The organism is Bacillus pumilus, from assembly GCF_900186955.1.
In the GTDB taxonomy this organism is placed as follows: Bacteria; Bacillota; Bacilli; order Bacillales; family Bacillaceae; genus Bacillus; species Bacillus pumilus.
Window position 1 is genome coordinate 1191313 of sequence record NZ_LT906438.1, and the last position, 25220, is coordinate 1216532.

Genomic DNA, 25220 nt, shown 5'->3' on the forward strand with positions numbered 1-25220 from the left:
GTTTTCTGTTTTGAAATCAGATTTTTACTTAGGATGGTGTCAAATGACAGAACATGTGGAAACGACATTAGCGCAAATTGGAAACCGCAGCGAAGAGGCGACTGGTACGGTCAGTCCCCCCGTTTATCTTTCAACAGCCTACAGACATAGAGGCATAGGGGAATCAACCGGATTTGATTACATTCGTACGAAAAACCCAACAAGACAGCTTGTAGAGGATGCGATTGCTTCACTCGAAAAAGGGACGGCCGGATTTGCCTTCAGTTCGGGAATGGCTGCGATCCAAACGATCATGGCGCTATTTGAAAGCGGTGATGAACTCATCGTCTCATCAGACCTATATGGCGGTACATACCGTTTGTTTGAAAACGAATGGAAAAAGTACGGCTTACGTTTTCTTTACGATGATTTTTCAGATGAAGACTGTTTACGCTCTAAAATCACGCCAAACACAAAAGCAGTCTTTATTGAAACGCCGACAAATCCACTTATGCAGGAAGCGGATATTCAAAAAATAGCGAAGATTGCAAAAGAACATGGCGCTTTGGTCATTGTCGATAACACCTTTTACACACCCGTTTTGCAAAAGCCGATTACGCTTGGAGCGGACATTGTCATCCATAGTGCAACCAAATATTTAGGTGGACACAATGACGTTCTTGCCGGGCTTGTGGTGACAAAAGGAGAGAAGCTCTCTGAAGACATGTTCCAGCATCAAAACGCAATTGGCGCCGTTTTATCTCCATTTGACTCATGGCTGTTAATGAGAGGGATGAAAACACTGGCTCTTAGAATGCGCCAGCACGAGGCAAATGCGAAGGAGCTAGCTGAGTTTCTAAAGAAACAGCCAGAAATTCAAGATGTCCTTTACCCAGGCAAGGGAGGAATGCTGTCATTCCGTGTAGCCGAAGAGGACTGGGTCAATCCATTTTTAAAGCAGCTGAAAACGATATGTTTTGCTGAAAGTCTTGGCGGAATCGAAAGCTTCATTACGTATCCTGCGACGCAAACGCACATGGATATTCCTGAGGAAATTCGCATTGCAAACGGTGTGTGTAACAAACTGCTCCGTTTCTCCGTTGGTATTGAGCACGTAGATGACCTGAAGGCAGACCTAAAGCAGGCACTATCACAAGTAAAAGAGGAGGTACATGCCAAATGACCACACATGATTGGACATTCGAAACCCAACTCGTTCATAATGCATTCAAAACAGACCGTTCAACAGGTGCAGTCAGTGTGCCGATTCAGCATGCGTCCACCTTTCATCAAAGCAGCTTTGATGATTTTGGTCAATATGATTACTCAAGGTCGGGGACTCCTACACGTCAAGCATTAGAGGATACGATTGCGGCGCTAGAAGGAGGAACTCGAGGGCTTGCTTTTGCATCAGGCATGGCAGCCATCTCAACCGCTTTTCTTCTATTATCAAAAGGAGATCACGTCCTTGTCACAAGAGATGTGTACGGTGGTACATTTCGGATGATCACCCAAGTTCTTTCGCGATTTGGCATTGAGCATACCTTTGTGGACATGACGGATTTGACTGAAATCAAAAGAGGCATTCAATCGAATACAAAAGTCATTTACATGGAAACGCCGTCAAACCCGACTCTAGGGATTACGGATATTGGGGGAGTCGTCCAGCTTGCCAAAGAACATGACTGTCTGACATTTTTAGATAATACATTTTTAACACCCGCTCTTCAGCGTCCGCTCGATCTTGGTGTTGACGTTGTCCTGCACAGCGCAACGAAATTTTTGAGCGGTCATAGTGATGTACTGTCAGGGTTAGCTGTAGTGAAAGACGAGAAACTGGGTGAGGAGCTTTATTCGCTGCAAAACTCCTTCGGTGCGGTCCTTGGCGTGCAGGATTGCTGGCTCGTATTAAGAGGGTTAAAAACCCTTCAGGTCAGATTAGAAAAAGCAAGCCAAACGGCATTTGAACTCTCTTCATTCCTCAAAGAGCATCCTGCGGTGAAAAAAGTATATTATCCAGGCTTAGATGACCATCCTGGTGCAGACATTCAGCGAAAGCAAGCAAGCGGAGCTGGAGCAGTTCTTTCATTTGAATTAGAAAACGAAGCAGCGGTCAAAGAATTAGTGGATGCTGTCACATTACCAGTATTCGCCGTCAGCCTAGGCGCCGTCGAATCCATTCTGTCATACCCGGCCAAAATGTCACATGCCGCTATGCCAAAAGAAGAAAGAGAAAAAAGAGGGATTACGGACGGTTTACTTCGATTAAGTGTAGGAGTAGAAAACGGAGAAGACCTCAAACGCGACTTCAAACAAGCACTCGATCAACTAAAGCCCGTTCTTGTCAACCAATCATAAAGGAGAGAAAAAAGCCGGCACAGCCGCCGGCTTTTTGACCTTTTTTCAATAAAACCATTGACGATGTATCATGATAGTTATATAATAGAGACTGTCAGTAACAGAAAGCCCAGAACTGATACATAACTTGATTCCGTAGCTCAGCTGGGAGAGCGCTACCTTGACAGGGTAGAGGTCGCTGGTTCGAGCCCAGTCGGAATCATCGTTGAAACCCTTGCCTAGCAAGGGTTTTTTGTTTTTTTTGACAACGAATATTCGTTCTGTTTCTTTTGATTGGGGACGAATGAGGGCCGAACTTTATCCACCAGATTGTTTCTCAGTATTTTTAGGATCAGAACGATTTAAGTGTTCTGCGTTGTTAAATTCTAATTTATATGTAGCATGACCATAAATATCTCATGTTGTTTTAGCACTAGCATATCCCGCTCTTTTCTGAATAGCATTAATGCTCTCACCAGCCTCAAGAAGCAATAAATGGGCTTTAAATTACGTCAGATTGAACGAGCATTGAAGAACAGTCTTGATGAACTTGATTATAATATAATCGAGAAAAAGTATCTCACGTCATGCCTGGTTAAAGATTTAGAGGTATGCCAAGAATTGGGGTTAAAGAAGGATTGATACTATAAATTAAAAAAGCAAGCTACATTTAATCTTTCCACAGCCCTTGGAATCATTTAGTTACTTGAAGAATAAAGGATCTAAGAAAGTAGGGGTCAATGTAAAATTAACCCCTCTTTTTGTAAGAATTTAGCGTTCTTTTTATGAGTCTCTTTAAGGGTTGATGGTGATGGACTTAGTTACAGGTGATTTATTAGAAATTACAGTTGCTGTGATTTTAACTTCTTTTGTTGATTTCTTTAATAAATTTAATTCTGATGAAAAACCTCCATCTTTATCAGTAGTAGATATTTGAGGTTCTAAAATACTTTCAGATGAACTTGATAAATTTACATTAACATGTTGTAAAGGAAGTGTATTGCATGATACTTTTCCTTTAACTTGAAAACACAAATCTTCCTTTTGGATAATTTCTAAAGTGATTTCAGGGCAGCTTGTTTTAACAATGAAATCTCCTTCTTTATAAACTCTTCTTCCGCATCCGCAGTTCCTAGCCATATTTACTCACATGCCTTTGCCAACTCTTTAATATTAGAAGTTTTGAACACACGTATCGCATGGGCCACCTGCATTTTTAAAGACAACATTGTCGACTAGGGCCTGACTACCTTCAGACGGATCACCAATATTTTGAAAAGTAATACATGCGGTAGTCGCTCCTGGTGGTGCACAAACTGTTAATGAATAATTTTGAAAGACACTTTGAGGTTGGTTAGATACCGCTATAATATGCGGAATACCCTCTGTAAATATTGGGTTAGTTGTCACTGTTCCTTCAGCAGTACCCGTATTAGTGATTAATGGTGGGCATGTTTGTGGTGGGAAGGAAACCGATGCAACTAATACACCTTGTGCTCGCACATCACCTGCAAACGTAAGAGTAAAGCAGCAGCCTTCTGAAACAGGAACAATTTGGTTGATAAAGCCAGGAGTTGCTACTGTCCCAACTGGTGGGTTAGGGTCTAAACCTAGAATACTAACCGATTGTATGGTCGGTGTTGTGGGACTTCCGACAAAACGACCACTATGAGCATCTGGGAAATCAACTACAGTAGCAGTAGCAGATGTCCATGATGCTGGTGGTTCCCCAGTATCTGATAAATCAAACCCAGGGTTAGTTAAAAGATTTGTACATGGACAGCAGGCTTCTCCGGTAGGACCAGTAGCTCCAGTAGCCCCCGTAGCGCCGGTAGGACCAGTAGCGCCAGTAGCACCAGAAGGACCGGTGGCGCCAGTAGCACCAGAAGGACCGGTAGGACCTGTGGCGCCAGTAGCACCAGAAGGGCCAGTAGGACCGGTAGCGCCAGTAGCACCAGAAGGGCCAGTAGGACCTGTGGCGCCAGTAGCACCAGAAGGGCCAGTAGGACCTGTGGCGCCAGTAGCACCAGAAGGGCCAGTAGGACCTGTGGCGCCAGTAGCACCAGGGGGGCCAGAAGGACCAGTAGCACCTCGTCTACCTGGTTTTCCTGCTGGTCCACGCCTTCCAGGAACACCAACTGTCTTTATACAACAACAAACATCTAACCATTCTCCACAACGACAACATCGCCTATTGCTCATTTGAACTCACTCCTAAAAAAAAATGTAATCAACACATCATATTAAATGAGGAGAATTATGTAAGGGCCGTTGCGGAAATGAAAAAAATTTAAATTTATACAAGGGAAAAACGATAAAATGGGGGATAAAAAGGGGACCTTTTTTCCTAAGTGGATCATCGTATGATAGAGACAAGCAAAACGAACGTGAATATTTTGTCCAGAAGGAAGAACCTGCCGGCGCTGATCATTGAGCATTTTAAGTGCCTTGATTGGTGTTCGCTTTTTTTATTGGGAGACGCGCTTTTCCCTTATCAATGGCGTATCTGGATACGGAACAAAGGTGATGAGGAATTTGGCCATAAGAGAGGGACATTCTGAGCTGGATAGCAGTTGGTCTGCGGCAGACGTATCAAGGACAGTTTTTCATTTTATGATGATGAACTGTACTTGGCATCCTCTCGGAGAGTAATCATCATTGCAAAATCTATTTAAGCGAATAGCGTAAGGTGGTGCTTATTCGGCAAGGAGAGTATGAACATGAAGATCAGAGATTCTTTATCCGTAGAATCATCGTTGAAACCCTTGCGTAACAAGGGTTTTTTGTTTTTAGGATAACGAATATTTGTTCTATTTCTTTTGATTGGGGACGAACTTTATCCGCCAGATTGTTCCTCAGTATTTTTAGGATCAAAACGATTAAAGTGTTCTGCAGTGTTAAATTCTAATTTGTTTGTAACATGACTATAAATATTTGAGGTTGTTTTAGCACTAGCATGTCCCGCTCTTTTTTGAATAGTATTCATGCTCTCATCACGAGTCGATATAAGGAGCGTGACCATTTTTGTATGGTTTAAATCATGGAATAGAATGTTTTTTAATGTTTGTTTTTTAGACCATTGAGCTACAATGGACAAAAAATTGTAAATGCGATCAAACGATTTCAGTTGATACATGGGCTAGTTGTAGATAGCATTTACGGGTCGGAAAATCGCTTTCGAAAAGCATTAAATAGGAACTTTTATGGTGAATACACATACATATGTACCCCCACCTGTTTGGGATGGGGTATCTGCATCAATACATTCAATATTTGTCTGGTGTAATTTAAATAAATAAAGTTCGTTTATCTTAATATTTAATAATGGTTCTTCCTAAATGTTGACCATTTTTAATGGCTTCAATTTTTTCAGGTAATGTATCGAGAGTAATCTCATTGACTAGGGTCGTTTGGGAGATATTCCATTCGTTTGCTATCTCGTTCCAAATGACTTTGCGTTTATTGATTGGTACATTTACAGAATCGATTCCTAGAAGGTTGATCCCTCTTAAAATAAAAGGTAACACAGTTGTTGTTAATTTAATTCCGCCTGCATTCCCGCACATGCTCATGCTTCCACCATAAGAAATTTGAGGAATGATCACAGAAGCCACATCTCCTCCTACGGTATCTAAGACGAAGTCAAATTTTTGCTTGTTTAATGGTTTTTTTAGCTCTCCTAACTCGTTTGCAAAAATGACATCAGTTGCTCCTAAAGATTTTGCTATATCAACTTGATTATCTTTACGCACTAAAGCAAAAATATGTTTGTACCCAATTTTAGATAATAATTGTATAGCAATGCTACCAACTCCACCAGTTGACCCCGTAACGAGTATATTAGGTTGATTTTTCGTACTCATACCATTTTCCTGTAAAGCCATAATAGAAAGAGCTGCGGTAAAGCCTGCTGTTCCAAAAATCATTGCTTCTTTTAAAGTCAAGTTATTTGGCAAAGGAACAATCCAATCTGCAGGTACTCTAGCATATTCAGAAAAACCTCCAGTGTGGCTCATGCCCATAGCGAAACCTGTTACAATAACTTGCTGACCCTCTACGAAACGATTGTCTGTTGTATGAACGATCGTTCCACTTAAATCGATTCCAGGAATCATTGGATAGTGACGAATAACACCTCCATTTTTTTGAACAGCCAGCATATCTTTATAATTGATTGAAGAATATGCTACTTTAATTAATACTTCTCCTTCAGATAAATCATTAACACTTACATTTTGAAGATCATAACTAACTTGATCATTTTTTTCTGTCACTAGTATCGCTTTAAATGAATCCATTGTTTATCTTCCTCTCTAAAAATATATTACAACAAAATATTTCTGGTGAAAAAGTATTTCAATTAAAAAACTACCATGATATTATAGGTAAAGTCAATGTGGGGGAGATAAAATGGAATTATCAGAGTGCATAAATTTTTTACTAAGTGTTAGTCAAAATAAAGTGTTTAAGTACTTTAGTAAGCTTTTAGAGGAATGTGATTTGACACCCGCTCAATATGGTGTGTTGAACTGTTTGTGGAGAGAGGGCCAGCTATCTCCTAAACAAATTGGAGAACTTGTATATTTAGAAGCCTCAACAATTTCTGGAATTTTAGATAAAATGCAAAAAGCTGACTTAATTGAACGCACAATAGATCCAAACAATCGAAGAAATATTTTAGTAGAGGCTACTCAAAAATCTTTAGTCATTAGAGATCAAGTTGAAGCAGCAACAATTGAGCTGAACAAGACAGCGCTTCAAAACTTGTCAAATGATGATAAGGTTGTACTAAAGAAAGCATTAAGTACAATTATAAATAATTTTCAATGATGTATTTTTATAAATAAGTTTCATATTAAACCGATAACTATCACAAGCTCCTTTACAGGAGCTTTTTTTTTGGCGCTTTGTAAATTCCTGGATGTGATAGTAAATATAAGATATAGGTGTTTTATGTGAATTAGGTAAGGGATGGACAAAATTCTTTCTTCACGTGTTGGTTTGAAAATACCGGAACCAATTTAACCGGCTTTGAAGGGTCATGAAGAATCCTGGATTTCGACATGGCTCACTTTGAAAACATCTAACGACCAAGTGTTCATTAATATACCTTTAAAGTGAATAGTTACGTCTGTTAAGGTTCAAGTCAGCAATTAAAGGTACTATACCGACAGGAGAAAGTTAATTCCAGCTGGAAATCGAGCTTTTTGTTCAAAGTCGGTATAATTGAGCAATAATAAAACCACTAGGTAAAAAACAGTAGGAGATGATATTGATGGAGAGTTTTCCGTCCATTCGGATGAGAAGAAATCGAAACAATGACTGGAGCCGCAGATTGGTCGCTGAAAATCGATTGTCTGCTGATGATTTCATTTGGCCAGTTTTTGTTCGGGAACAACCGGGAGAGGAAGAAATTGTTTCGCTGCCAGGGCAGTTGCGAGTCGGACTGGATCGACTTATTGAACACGTGGGACAGGCAGTAGAATTGGGAATTCCAGCAGTTGCGCTATTTCCTGTTATCGATCCAGAAAAAAAAGATGCAGATGGGAGTGAGGCGACAAATCCGGATAATTTGATTTGTCGGGCAGCCCGCGAGCTTAAGAGAGCATTCCCGGAACTCGGATTAATCGGTGATGTTGCATTAGATCCTTACACCACTCATGGGCAAGATGGAATTTTACGTAATGGATATGTCGTAAACGATGAAAGTGTAAGTAGATTATCCGAACAAGCCACCTTACTTGCGGAAGCTGGTTTTGATGTTGTAGCTCCATCCGACATGATGGATGGGCGTATAGGTGCTATACGGAGTGCTTTAGAGGAAAAGGAACTGGTCAATACAAGAATTCTATCGTATGCGGTGAAATATGCATCCGGCTTCTATGGTCCTTTCCGTCAAGCTCTGGGGAATGTATTGTCTGGGGATAAAAAAAGCTATCAAATGGATTCTGCCAATAGCGATGAAGCCCTTCGAGAGGTAGCGCTTGATTTGAATGAGGGCGCGGACATGGTCATGGTAAAACCAGGGCTGCCGTATTTAGATGTCATACATCGGGTGAAATCGGAATTTAAAGTTCCTACTTTTGCTTACCAGGTTAGTGGAGAATATTCAATGTTGATGGCAGCTATTCAGAATGGTTGGCTTGATGCAAATGTTGTAATTGAAGAATCATTAATGTCGTTCAAACGCGCTGGATGCGATGGTATTTTGACTTATTTTGCTTTAGATATGGCTCGGCGACTGAGAGATGGAGAATCTCAAAACATATAGGCAAAATGAAAACAGACCCTGCATGGTCTGTTTTTTTATGAGGACGATTTGAAGACCTTCAGAAAAAGTATAGATGAAAAAAATCCCTTTTCGTACCGATCACACATCTTTTAATAGTATCAGCAAATCCAGCTTAAGTTACTTACAAAATATTTAGAATTTTTTGCGAGAATCCTCCTAAATGTAATACGGACTTTAAATATTTTCATTTATAATTCTCTATTTGTCTATACTTTTCATATCGCTGTTGTATAAGCTCTTCCGAGGATAATGGTCTCAATTTTTTTAGAGATGATTCGATCACAGATTCAATCATTTTTGCCTGTGATTTTATATCATTTTGTGCTCCACCTTTAATTTCAGCAATGATTTCATCAATAATTCCTAAATGTTTTAAATCTTTTGCTGAAATTTTCATATGTTCAGCAGCTTCTGGAGCATACTTAGCATCCTTCCATAGGATAGATGCTGCTCCTTCTGGCGAAATTACCGAGTACCATGAATACTCTAACATATGGATATGGTTACCGACACTAATGCCAAGAGCTCCACCACTTGATGCCTCTCCAATTACAATACAAACAATTGGGACCTTAAGCGTAGCCATTTCCAAAAGATTTCGAGCTATCGCTTCAGAAATTCCACGTTCTTCAGATCCTTTCCCTGGATAGGCGCCTATTGTATCAATAAATGTAATAATAGGGCGATTAAATTTATCAGCTTGTTTCATAAGTCTTAACGCTTTTCTATATCCTTCTGGATGTGACATTCCAAAATTTCTTTCTATATTTTCCTTTGTACTTCTACCTCTTTGATGACCAATAACCGTAACGGGCATCTCTTTAAATTTTGCAATACCACCTATCATTGCTTTATCATCACCATATAATCGATCACCATGAAGTTCGAAAAAGTTTGTAAACAATAAAGGTATATAATCCAATGTCGTGGGCCGGTTACGTAGCCTTGCAATTTGAACTCGTTGAAAAGGTGTAAGATTAGAATAAATTTCATCTTGCATTTTATTTAAACGTTTTTCTAATAAATGAATTTCTGACGATAAATCTACATTATTTTCTTTCATCATTTTCTTTAATTCATCAAATTTCTCTTTTAGTTCAATGATAGGACGTTCAAAATCCAAACTCATTTTATCCTCCAAAGGTTATGATTTACCTCACTCTAATCAAAAGACTTAGAAATAGAATCAATAAATAATTCAAAACCATCCACAACTATTTTTTGTTCTGATTCTGATAAATTATTGAGGATACGTTGATAAAATGTAAGAGATTGTTCTCTTAAGCGATTAACAGTAATGTGACCCTTTTCTGTGAGGTGCAGAAAAAGTTCTCTTCTATTTTTTTCATTTACTTCACGATAAACAAGCCCCTTTTTTACTAACTTATCTACCAATCTACTTACAGTTGAAGTCTCTAATCTAAGTTTATTGGATAGTTGCCAAACAGTTAATTTTTCCACCTCTAGTTCCTCTAACGCCATCATTTGAGAAGTTGGTAGAGGTTTTTCAAATGGTCCATTCGGCAAATTTTGAGATTCAAAAACCCCAGTTAATATAATCATTTTCTTAATATCTGTTCTTAGTTTTAAGGCATCTTCTCTTTTCAAAAAGGTCATCCTCCTACAATTCATGTATTATACATGAATTGTATTATACATGAATATGATTTTTTCACAAGCTTAACGTAAGCCAATGTGACAACATGGACGAGGTATTTTTTCTTGTTAAATGTGTCTAATTTGTGAAATTAAAAATTTCCACAAACTAAAATATATGGAATTTCAGTCTATAGTAGGTAACATAATACTCATTGTTATGTCGGGTATCTAGTCTCGTAAAAGTGACAAGACTAATCATTTTGAATGAATAGAAGGAGGTTTCATGATTATTGCCATAACTGATGTTACATACGGTAGTAAAGTTAGAGAGCCAAAAGGTGCTCTGCGTTACTACTATACACATCCCTTAGAAATCGAAAATTCTAAGGAAGAGCTTCTCATCCAAATGGACTTTACAGATAAGCTCTATAAAAAAATTACACGGAGGTAATAGGAAATGAGAATTAACCACAATATCGCAGCACTTAACACATTAAACCGTTTATCAGCAAACAACGGTGCGAGCCAAAAGAACATGGAGAAACTTTCTTCTGGTCTTAAAATCAACCGTGCAGGAGATGACGCAGCAGGTCTAGCAATTTCTGAAAAAATGCGTGGACAAATCCGCGGATTAAAAATGGCGTCTAAAAACGCACAAGACGGTATCTCTCTTATTCAAACAGCTGAAGGTGCATTAACTGAAACTCATTCAATTCTTCAACGTGTACGTGAGCTAGTAGTTCAAGCGGGAAACACTGGTACACAGCAAGGAGAAGACTTAACTGCAATTAAAGATGAGATCACAGCGCTTGTTGAAGAGGTCGATGGTATTTCTAATCGTACTGAGTTTAACGAAAAAAAATTATTGAATGGTACGTTTAATGGAGTAGGTACACCTGGCACACCAGCAAATCCGCCGACAGATCCAGATGATCCAAGTACAGGTACACCTGCAGTCCCAGCAACTCCTGGTGATGCTTTAGTATTCCAAATTGGTGCAAATGCTACACAACAAATTAAAGTCAACATTCAAGATATGAGCGCTGCTGCTTTAGGCGTTACAGACGCAGATGGTGCAGTTGAGACAGGTAAGTCTGTTAAAGATATCGATGTATCTAAATTTGAAACAATTGCAGCTGATGACGATGGTGGATTTGATGATCAGTTAGCAATCGTTGATGGAGCTATTAAACAAGTTTCTGCACAACGTGCTAAACTTGGTGCAGTCCAAAACCGTCTAGAGCACACAATCAACAACCTTGGTGCTTCTTCTGAAAACTTAACGGCTGCTGAGTCTCGTATTCGTGACGTTGACATGGCGAAAGAAATGAGTGAGTTCACGAAGAACAACATTCTTTCTCAAGCGTCTCAAGCGATGCTTGCACAAGCGAATCAACAGCCACAAAACGTACTTCAATTATTACGTTAATAAATCAAAAGCCCCTATATAAAAGGGCTTTTTTTGTCAAATTTCAACCAATTATCCTAGTGATTATAACTCAATTATAAATAATAATCACTTTTATTTCCGCTTACATAAAGTATATAGACCACATGTCCGCAATCTCTTATAGTTTCACCCAATTTAGAAAAGATCCCCCGATCATGGGGAGGTCTTTTCTTTTTGTGTCTTTATCTTATTTTTCTTGTGGAGGGAAATAAATGTATTGTAATTCCTTACTTGTTTTTTTGAAAACTACATAAGAAAAGAAAATTATACAGTTTTCAAATCTATTAATGTTGACCCTGTATCATTAATACTAGAAACAGAACCAAACTTAGTTTATTTACATAGTATGGTCAAGAGGTGATCATACTTATGAAAAGATGTAGACATTGTGGAAAATCATGTACATCTCATTTCGGAAATAATTATAAAAAAGGAAGTTGGTACGGTTCTTATGAAAATTATGATTGGGAGTGTGATAGCTGCAAGAAATTAAGGAAAAATCCTTGCTGCGGCAAAAATCCTTGTGTTTGTGTAATTCAAGGTCCGCCAGGCGGGAGGGGAAGAAGAGGCCCAGCAGGAGCAACGGGAGCCACAGGAGTAGGGTTAACTGGTATTTTGGCATTTGATCCAGCGGTAGCACCTACGTATCCAGCAGGCCAAGTCGTGACATTCGATGGAAGTACGTATTTAGTGAATTCAGCGTCGCCTACAGGTACGCCAGGTACGTCACCAGATTATACATTGTTAGCTGCTGCTGGTGAAGCTGGAGCCACGGGAGCAACAGGCACAGGAGCGACTGGTGCAACCGGAGATACAGGTGCAACCGGAGATACAGGTGCTACAGGAGTTACAGGAGCCACGGGAGCCACCGGAGCCACCGGCGTAGGATTAACCGGCATTGTGGCATTTGATCCAGCAACATCTCCAACCTATCCAGTAGGTCAAGTGGTCATATTTGAAGGTGGAACCTATGTTGTAAATACAGCATCGCCAACAGGTACACCAGATACGTCGCCAGACTATACATTATTGGCAGCCGCAGGAGATACAGGAGCGACCGGTGCAACGGGCGTCACAGGAGATACAGGAGCGACCGGTGCAACGGGCGTCACAGGAGATACAGGAGCGACCGGTGCAACGGGCGTCACAGGAGATACAGGAGCGACCGGTGCAACGGGCGTCACAGGAGATACAGGAGCGACCGGTGCAACGGGCGTCACAGGAGATACAGGAGCGACCGGTGCAACGGGCGTCACAGGAGATACAGGAGCGACCGGAGCCACTGGTGTAACGGGAGATACAGGAGCGACCGGTGCAACGGGCGTCACAGGAGATACAGGAGCGACCGGAGCCACTGGTGTAACGGGAGATACAGGAGCGACCGGTGCAACGGGCGTCACAGGAGATACAGGAGCGACCGGTGCAACGGGCGTCACAGGAGTAACGGGAGATACAGGAGCGACCGGAGCCACTGGTGTAACGGGAGATACAGGAGCGACCGGTGCAACGGGCGTCACAGGAGATACAGGAGCGACCGGTGCAACGGGCGTCACAGGAGATACAGGAGCGACCGGAGCCACTGGTGTAACGGGAGATACAGGAGCGACCGGTGCAACGGGCGTCACAGGAGATACAGGAGCGACCGGTGCAACGGGCGTCACAGGAGTAACGGGAGATACAGGAGCGACCGGAGCCACTGGTGTAACGGGAGATACAGGAGCGACCGGTGCAACGGGCGTCACAGGAGATACAGGAGCGACCGGTGCAACGGGCGTCACAGGAGATACAGGAGCGACCGGAGCCACTGGTGTAACGGGAGATACAGGAGCGACCGGTGCAACGGGCGTCACAGGAGATACAGGAGCGACCGGTGCAACGGGCGTCACAGGAGTAACGGGAGATACAGGAGCGACCGGAGCCACTGGTGTAACGGGAGATACAGGAGCGACCGGTGCAACGGGCGTCACAGGAGATACAGGAGCGACCGGTGCAACGGGCGTCACAGGAGTAACGGGAGATACAGGAGCGACCGGAGCCACTGGTGTAACGGGAGATACAGGAGCGACCGGTGCAACGGGCGTCACAGGAGATACAGGAGCGACCGGTGCAACGGGCGTCACAGGAGTAACGGGAGATACAGGAGCGACCGGTGCAACGGGCGTCAGAGGAGCCACGGGAACGCGTATAGGAACAAGGGCTTCTGGCAATTTTGGTACCCAAACCGTTGCTAACGATGCTAATTTTTCATTTGTGAATGTGGTAGTAGCTGGTCTAACTTATACTGCTCCAGGCATTTTTACCATACAAGAAGATGGTATTTATGAAATAGTTGCAATTGTTTCCGCTGCTAGCGCTCAAGCTGGTCCTCTTGTGATTAATGTAAATGTCGATGGAAGTAATGTTGTTAATGGTGTAGTTAGGGGAACCACAGTTGGTCAACAAGTAACAGCTATCGGTCTAGCAAGACTTGTTCCAGGAACTGCAATTCAATTAACGAATAATAGCGGGCAGGCTATTACAACAGATTCTGGAAGAATAACGATTTTCAGACTCAGTTAGGTTTCTAAACCATTTCATTAAGCCGATCACAGTAGTAATGTATTAGTTGAGTATATTGGTATTAAGGTATTCTATTAATCAGGAGGAGCTATTAAGTGTGTTTTTAATCATGACAGCTCTAGATTCTAATAAATAGAACACCGTCTTCGTTTGATGTATATATTAGTACGATAATTGCATTATAATCCAAGTTAATTTGCCTTCACTATTGAGGGAATCTTAACTCTAGCCGCAAGTCGCACATATATATCAAACAGGAAATGAGGTTGTTGTAATTCTGGAATCATCAAATACTAGTTTTGATGATTCCGCAACGGGTTTTATGAGTGTCGATATATTCATCAAGTAATGACTTAATAGAGTCATCCCGTTCTAATTCATTCGACAAAGGAAATCGGTCCTTGTAGATTTGATATTTAGACTCGGGCAATGCTCCTAAAAGGTATATTAACTCAAAACGTATAGGCAAAATTAAAACAGGCCCTTCATGGTCTGTTTTTTTTATGGGGGCGAATTGGGGACCAACCCTTTCAGTTGTGTTCAGAATCGAGAGTGACTTTTGTATTTCTCAGTGCTGTTCATTATCCTGTTTTTCACAAACAGGGAGCTACATAATGCAGCTCCCTGGACACGTAATCATTCTTTCTTTTTTTTGTAGTCTTTTATTAAGCTCGAAACAGTTAAACCCATTACACCAAAAGCTACTACATAAAATAAAATATTTGTTACAGGTGTATCAATTTTTCCTAAAATCAACACAATAGCGATAATAGCGGCAGGTAAAGTAATTAACAGACTTTTTGATGCCTTATTTTCCTGTGTCACTAGCCGAGCACCTCCTTGAGGAATTACACGAACAAAGGTCGTTTGCAACAAACTAAAACAATTGATTTCTTCACTAAAAGTAAGATGGACATATATAGATGCTTTTTTATAAGTTTTACATTGGTAAAATAGTGAGAAGTATCTCAGTCATTCTTTCCAATATAGAGGAGGGGGAATCGTAGTTACCTTATACAAATGTATAAACAGCACTTCATAGAACTTGCCTTACTAGGGTGAATTAAAACATATATAATCCTTCTATTAAAGTTGTTGGTTTTAAAAAGTGAAAAACATGGTAAAATTAGATAAAAGTATAAGAAAAAGTGATTCTATGGAATATGTAATGATGTTAATCTTTTTATTAACACTTTTCTTTATTTTTACTGTTTTCCTAAAAACCCGTTACAGTTTTGGTGAAAAATACTTAGTCTTAAAATTTGGTTTATCTAAAACAGAAATACTAATTGATCAAATCGTTAGTATTAAAGAGTCGGACAAGTATGGAGTTGAAGATAATATTGATTATAGAATTGGTGCTCCATATGGTCAACCAGATAGAATCGTTATTGAAACTATGAATAAGCGTTTTCTAGTTTTTTTAAATGAAGGTCATCAATTTCTTCAAAAATATAAAAAAGCTAGTGCTAGAATATAAGATAAGTACCTTCTACAATAGAAGGTGCTTTTTTATTCGAGTTGCTGCAGGCTTTAACGTAGGCAAAGCTCATGGTAGACTTTGAATAGACAGAAACATGACATATCTCTTGAAAGGATGATTGTGGTGGTGAAAACAGATAAAGTCTCCTCCTGAATACAGTAAATCACATTCAGGAGGAGATAAAAATGTTTAAACAAATAGACGAAAATTATCCGCGAAAAGAGCACTTTCACCATTATATGACGTTAACCCGATGCTCATATAGCTTGGTGATCAATCTAGACATCACGACATTGCATGCAATATTAAAAGAAAAAAAGCTAAAAGTATATCCTGTGCAAATTTATTTGTTAGCAAGAGCTGTGCAAAAAATACCGGAGTTTCGGATGGATCAAGTGAACGATGAACTGGGTTACTGGGAGATTCTCCATCCTAGTTATACGATTCTAAATAAAGAAACAAAGACATTTTCAAGTATTTGGACGCCTTATGACGAAAACTTTGCTCAGTTTTATAAAAGCTGTGTAACCGACATTGAAACATTTAGCAAAAGCAGCAACCTATTTCCGAAACCTCATATGCCAGAAAACATGTTCAATATTTCAAGTCTACCGTGGATTGATTTTACTTCTTTTAACCTTAATGTATCTACAGACGAAACTTATTTACTGCCAATATTTACGTTAGGTCAATTTAAGGCGAAAGAAGAAAAAATCATCCTGCCCGTCGCCATACAAGTACATCATGCAGTTTGTGATGGCTATCATGCCGGTCAATATGTTGAATATTTGAGATGGCTTATTGAACATTGTGAAGAGTGGTTAAATGATTCATTGCAGATTACCTGAAGACAAAAGGTGTTCTCATGGAAATCTAGAAGATGAAGGCAGACTGCAATGAGTCTGCCTTTTTGTTTTGTAATGAGAATGAAAATGAGGTTTACTGAGGCTATATTTGTTCTTTTTGCGGTTTCTTTTCGGTGCTTTGTAAATTCTTGTATGTGATAATAAATGTCATATAAGGGAGTTCAGTGGAAGGGGAATAAGGGATGGAGAAAGTTCTTTCTTCACATGTAGGTGTGAAAATCAATGAATGGTATAAAATGATTCGGCAATTCAGTGTACCGGATGCAGAGATTTTGAAAGCTGAGGTAGAACAAGAAATTGAACGGATGGAAGAAGATCAGGATTTACTCATTTATTATCAATTGATGTGCTTTCGTCACCAGCTTATGCTTGATTATATCAAACCATCAGAAAAACGATCGCCTTCTGTTTCTGATTTGGTTGATAAAATTGAAAACTCAAATCATCAACTTTCTGGTATGCTGCAATACTATAATGCCTTTTTTAGAGGAATGCATGAATTTAGTAAGAAAGAATACATACAGGCTATCCAATATTATAAGATCGCTGAAAGACAGCTCGCACTGGTTGTCGATGATATTGAGCAAGCAGAGTTTCACTTCAAGGTGGCTGAGGCCTACTATATTATGAAGCAAACACATGTTTCTATGCATCACATCATAAAGGCACTAGATATTTATAAAGAACATGAACAGTATAGAGTTCGTCAAATTCAAAGTCTAATTGTCATAGCAGGAAATTATGATGATTTCATGAGATATGAAAAGTCGTTGCAACATTTAAAGACTGCTTATTCAATTGCTGTGGGCGCAAACGATCAACGTTTAGTAGCAAAAACATTATTAAATATTGGTAATACATATGATAGGCAATCAAAGTATACAGAGGCAATAAAGCATTATAAAGAAGTGTTAGATGTCATTTCTTCGGAAAAAAGTGACATAAAGCCAATCACCCTATTTAGTTTGTGTTGGTCGCTATACAAGTCTAATCAAACTGATGAAGCGGATCTGCTCGTTGAAGATGGACTTATATATTCCTCAAAGGTAAATGATTCGCTAAGTGTCTTGTTATTTAAAGCATTAAAAGCTATTTATATGGATACTGATGAACAAGCTTTGAAAGAAGTGTTTGATATTTTTGAAGAAAAGAAACTACATGTCTATGTGGAAGCATTTGCTCAAAGTGTCGGGTTATTTTATGAAAAAAAAGGGGACTTTGAAAAAGCTGCCGAATATTACAGAAAGGCTCTTAAGGCTCAAAATGATATTCAAAAAGGAGAGTGTCTGTATGATTATTAAAAAATTACTAATCATTTTATCCATTGTATTGTTAAGTGTTTCAACAGCAGAAACTTTAAAAATCATTGAAACAAAATCAATTCGGAATACAACAATGGAGGAACAAAAATCAAATCGAAACACGACTATGATTGATCGAAATACAACCACTGAAAACGTATAGACAAGATTAAAACAGACTTTAAGAGTCTGTTTTTTTATGAAGTAGAATGAGCAAATGAACAGTTGGTCAATGTTATACTTATCTCAATAGATACGAGGAGGCACCCACTTTGAAATCATTCTGGGAGAAAGAAGAAGAGAGTCCTTTTACGTTAAAAAAGATAGATGAGGAACAAATTCATGAAGCAGAGGGCACACTTGGAGTCATTTTACCTGATACGTACAAAAAGCTCATTTTAGAATGGAATGGCGGGTTTACAGTTCGTAATGCTTTTCCAACCGAACAGCCGAATTCATGGGCTGAGGATCATGTTCAATTTGACCATCTAAGAGGAATCGCCAAAGATGATGGCATCATGAATAGTCTTCAGTTAAGTGATGAATTGGATCTGCCTGAGGGACTTGTGATCATCAGCGGAGAAGAAGATACATGGATCGCCATGGATTATCGAGAAACGAAGGAACATCCTTCTATTCACTATTTCGATTTAGAGCTGGAAGTAGATTATAAGCTGGCAGATACTTTTGATGATTTTATTGAGCAGTTATATACAGCTGAAGATGCGATGGTCGAGGTAGTTCGGTTTGAGGAGGAAGCTTCGGATTTATATGTCAGTAAAGAAGAGCTTGAACACATATTTGAGAGGCAAGACCTTCGTCAGCAGAATCTCTTCAAAATGGCACATTATCCGATGGAAGAAACAGAAGAGATCGAATGGTTTTTCAATCGTATGAAACAATGCATCCAACAGATAAAAGATCAACATGTCTTGTATGAAACAGCGACAACGATTCACTCCATCCTTCTGTTAAACCCGGATATGCCAAGGAATGACCGTATCGATCAAGAGCTGCAAGAAATTGCTGAATTTCTAGAAAAGAGTGGAGAGCCTAATATCGCCTTTTTGGGAGAAGACATTCATCCAGTGGAAAAACGATAGTGAAAGAAGAAAAGCCCCTGTAAAGGGCTTTTTAAATGTATTTAAGACCTCTTTTTATTTAAAATTTTCATGATGAATAATGCTATATATGAAGCAATGAATGAGCCAAAAGTGTAAACAACTGCCCAGCCTAAGAAGGAGACATTAAAAAGTGTAAATGTCAGGATGAGTAAAATGATAAAGCTCACAACTGGCATGAAATAAACCTTTTGTACAATCAATGTGACGATAAAAGAGGCGATAATCATACTGACTGGAAGCAAGCCGAATGCGAATTCTAAATGAGTCATATCAATTCTCCCTTTAAATGTCTTAGCTACATTTGAGTTTAATAAATTATTAGACAAAAGAATCAATAACCATATCATAACATGAATAAATACAATTATTGCATTTTATGTAATTGGGTGGGGTATTTGATGATTTTAAATCCCTCTTTTTGTGACCTTATTGAAAGTCATATTTAAATAAAGTATAGTAACTTTATATTACAAAGAGGAGGATGGTTAAAGATGATGCATGCAGGAAGATTACGCCAGCAAACTTTGAACAATCAGTAATTTCATATGTTCAAAGGCTCTGTTTTCATCAAACGGAGTAAACGGGGGAGTCTGCACATTTTTAATGATCTTCAGCGGGAAAGTATGCAATTTCACTAGAAGACAGGCAGATCTGTCTTTTTTGTATGTTTTTATCATACAAAGAAAGGCATAAGTCTAGCTTTGTTTACTCTGACCACATAAAATAGCCTGTTTGTGGTTTTTTGTGATGATATTCTTGATGCCTATTGATCATGACTAAATGAGCAATTGGAGGAATGGATATGAATAGACTAGAATTAAAGCAGTTAGCCAATCATCACGGGTTAGAGATTTTAGAGAATACCATCAAAATCAATGAATCAGGTGTTGATTTCCGTGTTGCACATGTCGAAGGTTTACATGGTGATCAATGGATATTAAGAATGCCTCGCAGACCTGAATCAATGAAACATACCTTACAAGAAAAAAAGACATTAGATCACATTAGTAGGCATGTTCACTTTCAGGTTCCTAAGTGGTCTATCTTTACAGAAAGTCTGATTGCTTATAAACAATTAGAGGGTGTACCGGCGGCTAGTATTGATGTGGAACAGCAATCTTATGTGTGGAGTTTTGATCAAACGAATGTACCGCAAGCTTATTATGAATCATTAGGAAGCGTTTTAGCGAATGTACATTCCTTAGATCAACAGCCTTTTAAAACGCTCGGTGTGGAGATGCTCAGTGCTCATGAATTAAGAGCATCAATGAAACAGCGAATGGAACGTGTCAAATCGCAATACACCATTAACAGCGGTTTATGGGAGCGCTGGCAAGCATGGCTAGCAAAAGATTCTTTATGGCCGCCTTTCGTGGGCGTGAAGCATGGAGATTTACATCCTGGCCACATTCTGATTGATGAAAATCAATGTGTTACGGGTGTGATTGATTGGTCTGAAGTGGGGGTTGGTGATGTATCTGCAGACTTTTTGTCGCATCAACTTCTCTTTGGGAAAGAAGGATTAACAAAACTTATCCATGCGTATGAAAAAGCAGGCGGGAGAACTTGGCCAGGAATGGATGAACATATAATAGAACTTCTGACGACAAGTGCGATCACTGTGGCCGAGTACGCACAGAGATCAGGATTGAAAGATATGCATGAAACTGCAGCATACATGTTGGCAAACGAAAGCTAATCAATCAGGACGAATCCAAAAAAAGCCCCTAAAAAGGGCTTTTTTTAATCTAATTCATGAAAAAACTGTTTGAGTTGATCAATGAAAACGGATTTTGATTTTCCTTTTTTATAAATGAACTCGATATTGATATTGAAATTGATGGATGGATCGATTGAAATTTGTTTTAATGTTCCTTGTTCTACCTCATTTCTAACGCAATGATGAGGTAGAAACGATAGTCCCATTCCTTGAAGCACTAAATTTTTTGCGGTTTCCATATGATCAACCTCAATGGAAATGTTCGGTGTGATGCTGTTTTTTTGAAATAATCGGTGGAGCATCAACCAATCAAATGACCCATAGTCAAAGAAAATAAAAGGCTGTTCTTCTAGTTCTTTCATATTAATGTTGTCAAGGCTAGCGAGCGGGTGATGAGTTGGGACGAACAGCCCGATTGGATCACTGAAAATCGGGATTGATTCAATTTGAGGATGTGTTTCAGTCCTGACAATCCCAAAGTCTACTTGGTTGTTAATCACTTTTTGGACAACATCCTTTGAGTGTCCTGTTACGATTTTCACTTTCAGGTTTTCGTATTTTTCTTTTAGGGCGGGCAATATGTTAGGCAATAGATTATTGGAAATAGAGGATGCGCATCCAATCGTCAATTCATAAGGAATCATCGTTTGTTTGAGACTATGCTTTGCTTCTTGATAAGAATGGAGGATCTTTTTGGCATGCGGGTAAAACTGTTCACCTTTTTCCGTCAGAGATAGTTTATTTCTCTGTCTATCAAATAATTTCAGGTCTAATTCTTTTTCTAACGATTGAATACGTGCCGAAACAGAAGGCTGGGTTAAATACAGTGCTTCCGCAGCTTTATTGATACTGCCTAGCTGGCATACGTAAATAAACGCTTCTATATTCTCAATATTCATTTTATCCCCTTAAATTACGTACTTTTAATGTTTAGCTTTTCAAGCTCATATACTAATTTTACAGCTTCTTTCGCCAAAATGACAGTAGGGTCAATCACTTTCACCTCTTTAGTTGACCTTAAGACTAAGGGGATTTCTGTACAACCGGCAATGATGGCTTCTGCGCCTTGATTGATTAAAATCTCTGCAGCTAACGCCAATTCGCTTTCGCCTTCACTTAATTTTCCTGCTTTCACCGCATATATCCCATTCATCACGTTTTTCTGAAGATTTTCACTAGGAGTCATGACGTCAATCTTGTGATGAGCACAAGCCCTTTGATAGAGCTGGGTTTTTAATGTGCCATCAGTACATAGTAAGCCCACAGATGTATAGTGATGTTTGTTTAGATAATTTGCGGTTTCTAATGGCATATTCATGATAGGGATATGAGTGGAATGTCGTACGTTTTCTAAAAAGAAGTGAGCGGTATTGCATGCAATGAGAATAAAGTCCGCTCCTGCACGTTCTAATCTCTTAGCTGATGCAATCATATCATCTGTAGGATCTTCGCCTTTCCCAAATATGGCATTGGTTCTATCAGGGATTTGCGGATAATTATCAGCAATCACATGGATATGATCCTGATCTTTTATCGCTGGAGTATGAGAAATGATTTTTTTCATCAGATCAATCGTTGCTAAAGGACCCATCCCGCCCATAATTCCGATCGTTGTAGACATATACGCCACCACATTTCTTTTTTTTCTATTATAAAAAAAGAAAGCATGGTGAGCGTTATAGAAAAGTTCTATATGTATATAGAAGGTTGATCAAAAGCGTCTTTTAATGGCGCTTAGCGGCCCACTCCGATTGGACAATCGCATATTGATATTCATCGACCCAATGTCCCTTCGACATATAATTTTGCAGCAAATGTCCTTCGCGTCTCATTTCTAAACGTTCCAGCACGCGAATAGATTTTTCATTTCGCACATCTGTAAAGGCAATGATTTTATGTTTGTTTAGTGTCATAAAAATATATTCGAAAATTGCACTTAGAGCTTCGTGAATATAGCCTATTCCTTGGTATTCAGGCGCGAGTGTAAAACCTATTTCAACGATTCTAGGCTCACTGTCAAGTGTATGAATGGCACAATCCCCTATCAGCTGATTGGATTCAGATAAGGCAATCGCATATTGAAACCAAGACCCCGGTTGATTAGGTTTTTGTGTCATTTGATGTTGAACAAATGATTCAGCTTCTTCGTACGTATAGTTTTCCCAAGATTGAAATTTTGCAATAGAGGGATTTGCTCGGTACTGATAAAACGGTTCGATATCTTGCCTATCAAATTGGCGGATAACCACTCGGTTTGTCTTTGTGAATATGTTGTTTGCATTCTTCATGTCTTAACCTCACTTTTTAGTTAGTTCTTGATTTGAAAAAGTCGATCAGCCATTCAGATAGCTGCTGCTGTGCTTTGCTGACAAATCGATCTGCATAATAAATTAGTTCCAGGTGACGAACAGGTGCTGGCTCAGCAATAGGTATCGAAACAATATTTGGCCATGTGGCATGTTGTTGTAGCAATCCTCGCGGCTGAATGGTTGCACCGATGCCAGCTTCAACCAGCTGCAATAATGAAGATGCGGACCCAACGTCCATGACAGTGTCTAGTTCAACACCCTGTTCTTTACATACGTCATCTACTAAATCCCTACCTAGATATCCCTTCGGATACATGACCAAAGCATGCTGCGTCAGCTCTTCCAATGTCACTTCATTCTTTTGGGCTAGTTCACTTTCTGAATGAACAAATAATTCGTAGGGCTCACTTCCAAGCGGCATTTGAACGAGACGCTTATCCGCAGGCCCTCGCAGCCCGATGCCGAGATCCACTTTATGCGACAGAACTTCTTCACGAACGAAGATGGTTGAATATGCTTTCAAATTGGTTTTAGGATAAAGTGTTTTAAATTCTACAAAAAGCGGAACAAGCTGAAAGTCAAGATCGGAAGGGAGGACTGCAAGCCGAACGTTTCCCCGTTTTTCAGATAATAGTTCTTTCATCGCATTTTTTGCATCTCTTTCAGCTTGGAGCATTTTCATCCCATATTGATATAGCAGAGAACCCGCTTCGGTTGCGACGACTTTTTTGCCGATTCGATCAAAGAGCGGCATCCCAACTTCTGCTTCAAGCAGCCGAATCTGCTGGCTTAATGTAGGCTGTGATATCCCTAATTGCTCAGCAGCTTTTGTGAAATGTAAATGATCGAATACAGCCATGAAATATGTAATATGCCGAGTATCCATTTGTCATCCTTTCATTAATAATAGTTTTTTACTATCATCATAATACGAATTATTGTATTGATCAATGAATGCGGCGGATTTATACTCAAAGTAGCTTCAACAAGTAGAGAGAGGAAGAAGTGCATTGATGAAAAAAATATTTTATTTAGCCGCTTTATTTTTAGCTGCATTAAACTTGCGCCCAATCATTACGTCCGTGGCTTCTATGATGAGTATGATCCAATCAGAGCTTGGTGTGAACGCACTGACAGCCAGTCTTTTGACCACTTTGCCTGTCCTTTGTATGGGGGTGTTTGCACCCGTTGCGACGACACTCAGTCGGCGTTTTGGTTTAGAGAGAACGCTTTTTTTCTCGATTCTTCTCATCACAATCGCCACAGCGCTGCGGGGTACAAGCCAATCGGTCGCTATTCTGCTCATGACTGCATTTGCAGGAGGGGTAGGGATTAGCTTCGCGGGTCCTTTGTTGTCTAGTTTTATCAAAAAGTATTTCCCGAAAAATCCGGGGATTGTGAGTGTTTATTCTATTTCGATGACGATTGGGGCAGCACTTGCTTCCGGCTTCACCATTCCGATTTATCTAATGAGTCACCACCTTCCGTTTGCATTGTCTTGCTGGGCTATTCTAGGGGTGATCGCGCTTATTCTATGGGTAGGTATTGCTCGCAAAAATGAGCAGAGTGATCATGTAACCTTGCCGCTAAAATTGCCGCTGCGAAACAAAAAAGCCATTCAATTCACCTTGTTTTTTGGCTTTATGTCCAGTATGTTTTATTCTTTGACGGCATGGATTTCACCGATTGCTCTTAGCTTCGGAAACAGTCCGCAATATGCTGCCATGCTGCTGACCATATTTACACTCATTCAGATTCCGGTGGCACTACTCGTTCCAGCGGTCGTTACTCGATTAGGAAAACCGAAATTATTTCTCATCTTATGCAGTCTGTCTGAGTTGATTGGTCTCATCTTTCTTCTCCTGCCAATGCCGATCTTGCCAGCTGTCATTTTCCTAGGTATGGGTGCAGGTGGATTATTTCCTTTAGCACTTATGCTGCCCATTATTGAGACGCGTACACCGGAGGAAGCTGGTACATGGTCCGCCATGTCGCAGATGGGCGGGTATATCATGGGAGGATTCGGTCCGTTTTTCATTGGCCTTGTTTTCGATCTAAGCGGACATTTTTATGCTTCTATTGTGGCAATGCTTGTCATCGTCATGCTGATGATTGGCGTTCAGTTATCCATGAATCTCGGTAAAAAGCGTGAAGTAGGATCCAATTAACGATAAATTGACCGACGTTTTAATATGAGTGCT

The 25220-nt window shown here is 39.7% G+C and carries 26 protein-coding genes, 1 tRNA gene and 1 pseudogene; 16 read left to right on the top strand and 12 right to left on the bottom strand.

All coding sequences use genetic code 11. The features are described 5' to 3' along the window. The first annotated feature begins 43 nt into the window (after positions 1-43). The 3 genes from CKW02_RS05935 to CKW02_RS05945 all read left to right on the top strand — a co-directional run bounded on the left by CKW02_RS05935 (position 44) and on the right by CKW02_RS05945 (position 2539). Entirely contained in the window at positions 44-1162 is a 1119-nt protein-coding gene (locus tag CKW02_RS05935; RefSeq protein WP_034619989.1) for a methionine biosynthesis PLP-dependent protein, read from the top strand. Continuing rightward, positions 1159-2337 carry a cystathionine beta-lyase gene (gene metC, locus CKW02_RS05940; protein WP_003212455.1) on the top strand — a complete coding sequence of 393 codons (1179 nt, stop codon included), beginning with the start codon at positions 1159-1161 and terminating at the stop codon, positions 2335-2337. The genes CKW02_RS05935 and metC overlap by 4 nt, the downstream gene beginning before the upstream one ends. A 129-nt stretch (positions 2338-2466) precedes the next feature. Continuing rightward, positions 2467-2539 (top strand) — tRNA-Val (locus CKW02_RS05945). Between the two features lie 572 nt (positions 2540-3111). Here the strand turns inward: CKW02_RS05945 and CKW02_RS20115 are convergent. The 4 genes from CKW02_RS20115 to CKW02_RS05960 form a co-directional block, all read right to left on the bottom strand. Continuing rightward, positions 3112-3456: a hypothetical protein gene (locus CKW02_RS20115; protein ID WP_155114457.1), complete on the bottom strand. Its 345-nt coding sequence runs from the start codon at positions 3454-3456 to the stop codon at positions 3112-3114. Between the two features lie 33 nt (positions 3457-3489). Further along, positions 3490-4518 (bottom strand): collagen-like domain-containing protein, encoded by a 1029-nt coding sequence (locus CKW02_RS20440; RefSeq protein ID WP_003211209.1) that lies wholly within the window; start codon positions 4516-4518, stop codon positions 3490-3492. Between the two features lie 634 nt (positions 4519-5152). Further along, positions 5153-5302 (bottom strand): hypothetical protein, encoded by a 150-nt coding sequence (locus CKW02_RS20120; RefSeq protein ID WP_155114456.1) that lies wholly within the window; start codon positions 5300-5302, stop codon positions 5153-5155. 325 nt (positions 5303-5627) lie between these two features. Then, positions 5628-6614 (bottom strand): YhdH/YhfP family quinone oxidoreductase, encoded by a 987-nt coding sequence (locus CKW02_RS05960; RefSeq protein ID WP_003211609.1) that lies wholly within the window; start codon positions 6612-6614, stop codon positions 5628-5630. 112 nt (positions 6615-6726) lie between these two features. Between CKW02_RS05960 and CKW02_RS05965 the strand changes: the two genes are divergently transcribed. Together CKW02_RS05965 and hemB are read left to right on the top strand one after the other, a co-directional pair. Then, complete coding sequence (locus CKW02_RS05965; protein WP_003212015.1) at positions 6727-7146, top strand: MarR family winged helix-turn-helix transcriptional regulator; 420 nt, start codon at positions 6727-6729, stop codon at positions 7144-7146. Between the two features lie 445 nt (positions 7147-7591). Beyond that, a complete protein-coding gene (hemB, locus tag CKW02_RS05970; protein ID WP_003212301.1) occupies positions 7592-8587 on the top strand; it encodes a porphobilinogen synthase in 996 nt (331 codons plus the stop codon). A 205-nt stretch (positions 8588-8792) separates the two neighbouring features. Here hemB and CKW02_RS05975 read toward each other — a convergent pair whose 3' ends face one another. Both CKW02_RS05975 and CKW02_RS05980 read right to left on the bottom strand, forming a co-directional pair. Next, on the bottom strand, positions 8793-9737 hold the full coding sequence (locus tag CKW02_RS05975) for an acetyl-CoA carboxylase carboxyltransferase subunit alpha (protein ID WP_003211522.1): 945 nt from the start codon (positions 9735-9737) through the stop codon (positions 8793-8795). A gap of 32 nt (positions 9738-9769) precedes the next feature. After that, positions 9770-10216, bottom strand: a complete 447-nt coding sequence (locus tag CKW02_RS05980; protein ID WP_003211713.1) for a MarR family winged helix-turn-helix transcriptional regulator — start codon at positions 10214-10216, stop codon at positions 9770-9772. 274 nt (positions 10217-10490) lie between these two features. Between CKW02_RS05980 and CKW02_RS20245 the strand changes: the two genes are divergently transcribed. The 3 genes from CKW02_RS20245 (at position 10491) to CKW02_RS05990 (ending at position 14216) form a co-directional block, all read left to right on the top strand. Beyond that, the gene (locus tag CKW02_RS20245) at positions 10491-10658 is read left to right on the top strand and encodes a hypothetical protein (protein WP_169901753.1); all 168 of its coding nucleotides are present in this window, start codon (positions 10491-10493) and stop codon (positions 10656-10658) included. A gap of 6 nt (positions 10659-10664) precedes the next feature. Further along, the gene (hag, locus tag CKW02_RS05985) at positions 10665-11636 is read left to right on the top strand and encodes a flagellin Hag (protein WP_095117783.1); all 972 of its coding nucleotides are present in this window, start codon (positions 10665-10667) and stop codon (positions 11634-11636) included. A gap of 390 nt (positions 11637-12026) precedes the next feature. Then, positions 12027-14216 (top strand): beta strand repeat-containing protein, encoded by a 2190-nt coding sequence (locus CKW02_RS05990; RefSeq protein ID WP_231953222.1) that lies wholly within the window; start codon positions 12027-12029, stop codon positions 14214-14216. Between the two features lie 636 nt (positions 14217-14852). Here the strand turns inward: CKW02_RS05990 and CKW02_RS05995 are convergent. Continuing rightward, a complete protein-coding gene (locus tag CKW02_RS05995) occupies positions 14853-15041 on the bottom strand; it encodes a hypothetical protein (RefSeq protein WP_003212145.1) in 189 nt (62 codons plus the stop codon). Positions 15042-15092: 51 nt separating this feature from the next. On the opposite strand from CKW02_RS05995, the pseudogene CKW02_RS20650 reads away from it, so the two are divergent. The 6 genes and pseudogenes from CKW02_RS20650 to CKW02_RS06020 form a co-directional block, all read left to right on the top strand. Next, positions 15093-15211, top strand: a pseudogene (locus CKW02_RS20650) (DNA polymerase); the annotation flags it as partial. Positions 15212-15372: 161 nt separating this feature from the next. Continuing rightward, positions 15373-15696 (top strand): SunI/YnzG family protein, encoded by a 324-nt coding sequence (locus tag CKW02_RS06000; RefSeq protein WP_034620055.1) that lies wholly within the window; start codon positions 15373-15375, stop codon positions 15694-15696. A gap of 188 nt (positions 15697-15884) precedes the next feature. Continuing rightward, a complete protein-coding gene (gene catA, locus CKW02_RS06005; protein ID WP_003210797.1) occupies positions 15885-16547 on the top strand; it encodes a type A chloramphenicol O-acetyltransferase in 663 nt (220 codons plus the stop codon). Positions 16548-16747: 200 nt separating this feature from the next. Then, positions 16748-17866 carry a response regulator aspartate phosphatase gene (locus tag CKW02_RS06010; protein WP_003211375.1) on the top strand — a complete coding sequence of 373 codons (1119 nt, stop codon included), beginning with the start codon at positions 16748-16750 and terminating at the stop codon, positions 17864-17866. After that, a complete protein-coding gene (locus CKW02_RS06015; RefSeq protein ID WP_003212043.1) occupies positions 17856-18029 on the top strand; it encodes a hypothetical protein in 174 nt (57 codons plus the stop codon). Before CKW02_RS06010 ends, CKW02_RS06015 begins: the two co-directional genes overlap by 11 nt. Before the next feature lie 109 nt (positions 18030-18138). Then, entirely contained in the window at positions 18139-18969 is an 831-nt protein-coding gene (locus CKW02_RS06020; protein ID WP_003212071.1) for an SMI1/KNR4 family protein, read from the top strand. A 41-nt stretch (positions 18970-19010) separates the two neighbouring features. On the opposite strand, the gene CKW02_RS06025 is transcribed toward CKW02_RS06020, so the two are convergent. Continuing rightward, complete coding sequence (locus CKW02_RS06025; RefSeq protein WP_003211793.1) at positions 19011-19259, bottom strand: DUF2651 family protein; 249 nt, start codon at positions 19257-19259, stop codon at positions 19011-19013. A gap of 533 nt (positions 19260-19792) precedes the next feature. Between CKW02_RS06025 and CKW02_RS06030 the strand changes: the two genes are divergently transcribed. Continuing rightward, complete coding sequence (locus CKW02_RS06030) at positions 19793-20689, top strand: macrolide 2'-phosphotransferase (protein ID WP_003211377.1); 897 nt, start codon at positions 19793-19795, stop codon at positions 20687-20689. A gap of 44 nt (positions 20690-20733) precedes the next feature. Here the strand turns inward: CKW02_RS06030 and CKW02_RS06035 are convergent, their stop codons facing one another. The 4 genes from CKW02_RS06035 to CKW02_RS06050 form a co-directional block, all read right to left on the bottom strand. Further along, positions 20734-21609 carry a LysR family transcriptional regulator gene (locus tag CKW02_RS06035; protein WP_003211978.1) on the bottom strand — a complete coding sequence of 292 codons (876 nt, stop codon included), beginning with the start codon at positions 21607-21609 and terminating at the stop codon, positions 20734-20736. Between the two features lie 14 nt (positions 21610-21623). Beyond that, positions 21624-22331: a cysteate racemase gene (gene cuyB / locus CKW02_RS06040; RefSeq protein WP_003211547.1), complete on the bottom strand. Its 708-nt coding sequence runs from the start codon at positions 22329-22331 to the stop codon at positions 21624-21626. Positions 22332-22434: 103 nt separating this feature from the next. After that, positions 22435-22998 carry a GNAT family N-acetyltransferase gene (locus CKW02_RS06045; protein WP_003211367.1) on the bottom strand — a complete coding sequence of 188 codons (564 nt, stop codon included), beginning with the start codon at positions 22996-22998 and terminating at the stop codon, positions 22435-22437. A gap of 16 nt (positions 22999-23014) precedes the next feature. Beyond that, positions 23015-23905, bottom strand: coding sequence for a LysR family transcriptional regulator (locus tag CKW02_RS06050; RefSeq protein ID WP_003212527.1), 891 nt, complete (start codon positions 23903-23905; stop codon positions 23015-23017). A gap of 127 nt (positions 23906-24032) precedes the next feature. Here CKW02_RS06050 and CKW02_RS06055 point away from each other — a divergent pair, with 127 nt between their 5' ends. Continuing rightward, positions 24033-25187, top strand: a complete 1155-nt coding sequence (locus tag CKW02_RS06055; RefSeq protein WP_003212229.1) for an MFS transporter — start codon at positions 24033-24035, stop codon at positions 25185-25187. The last annotated feature ends 33 nt before the right edge of the window (positions 25188-25220 follow it).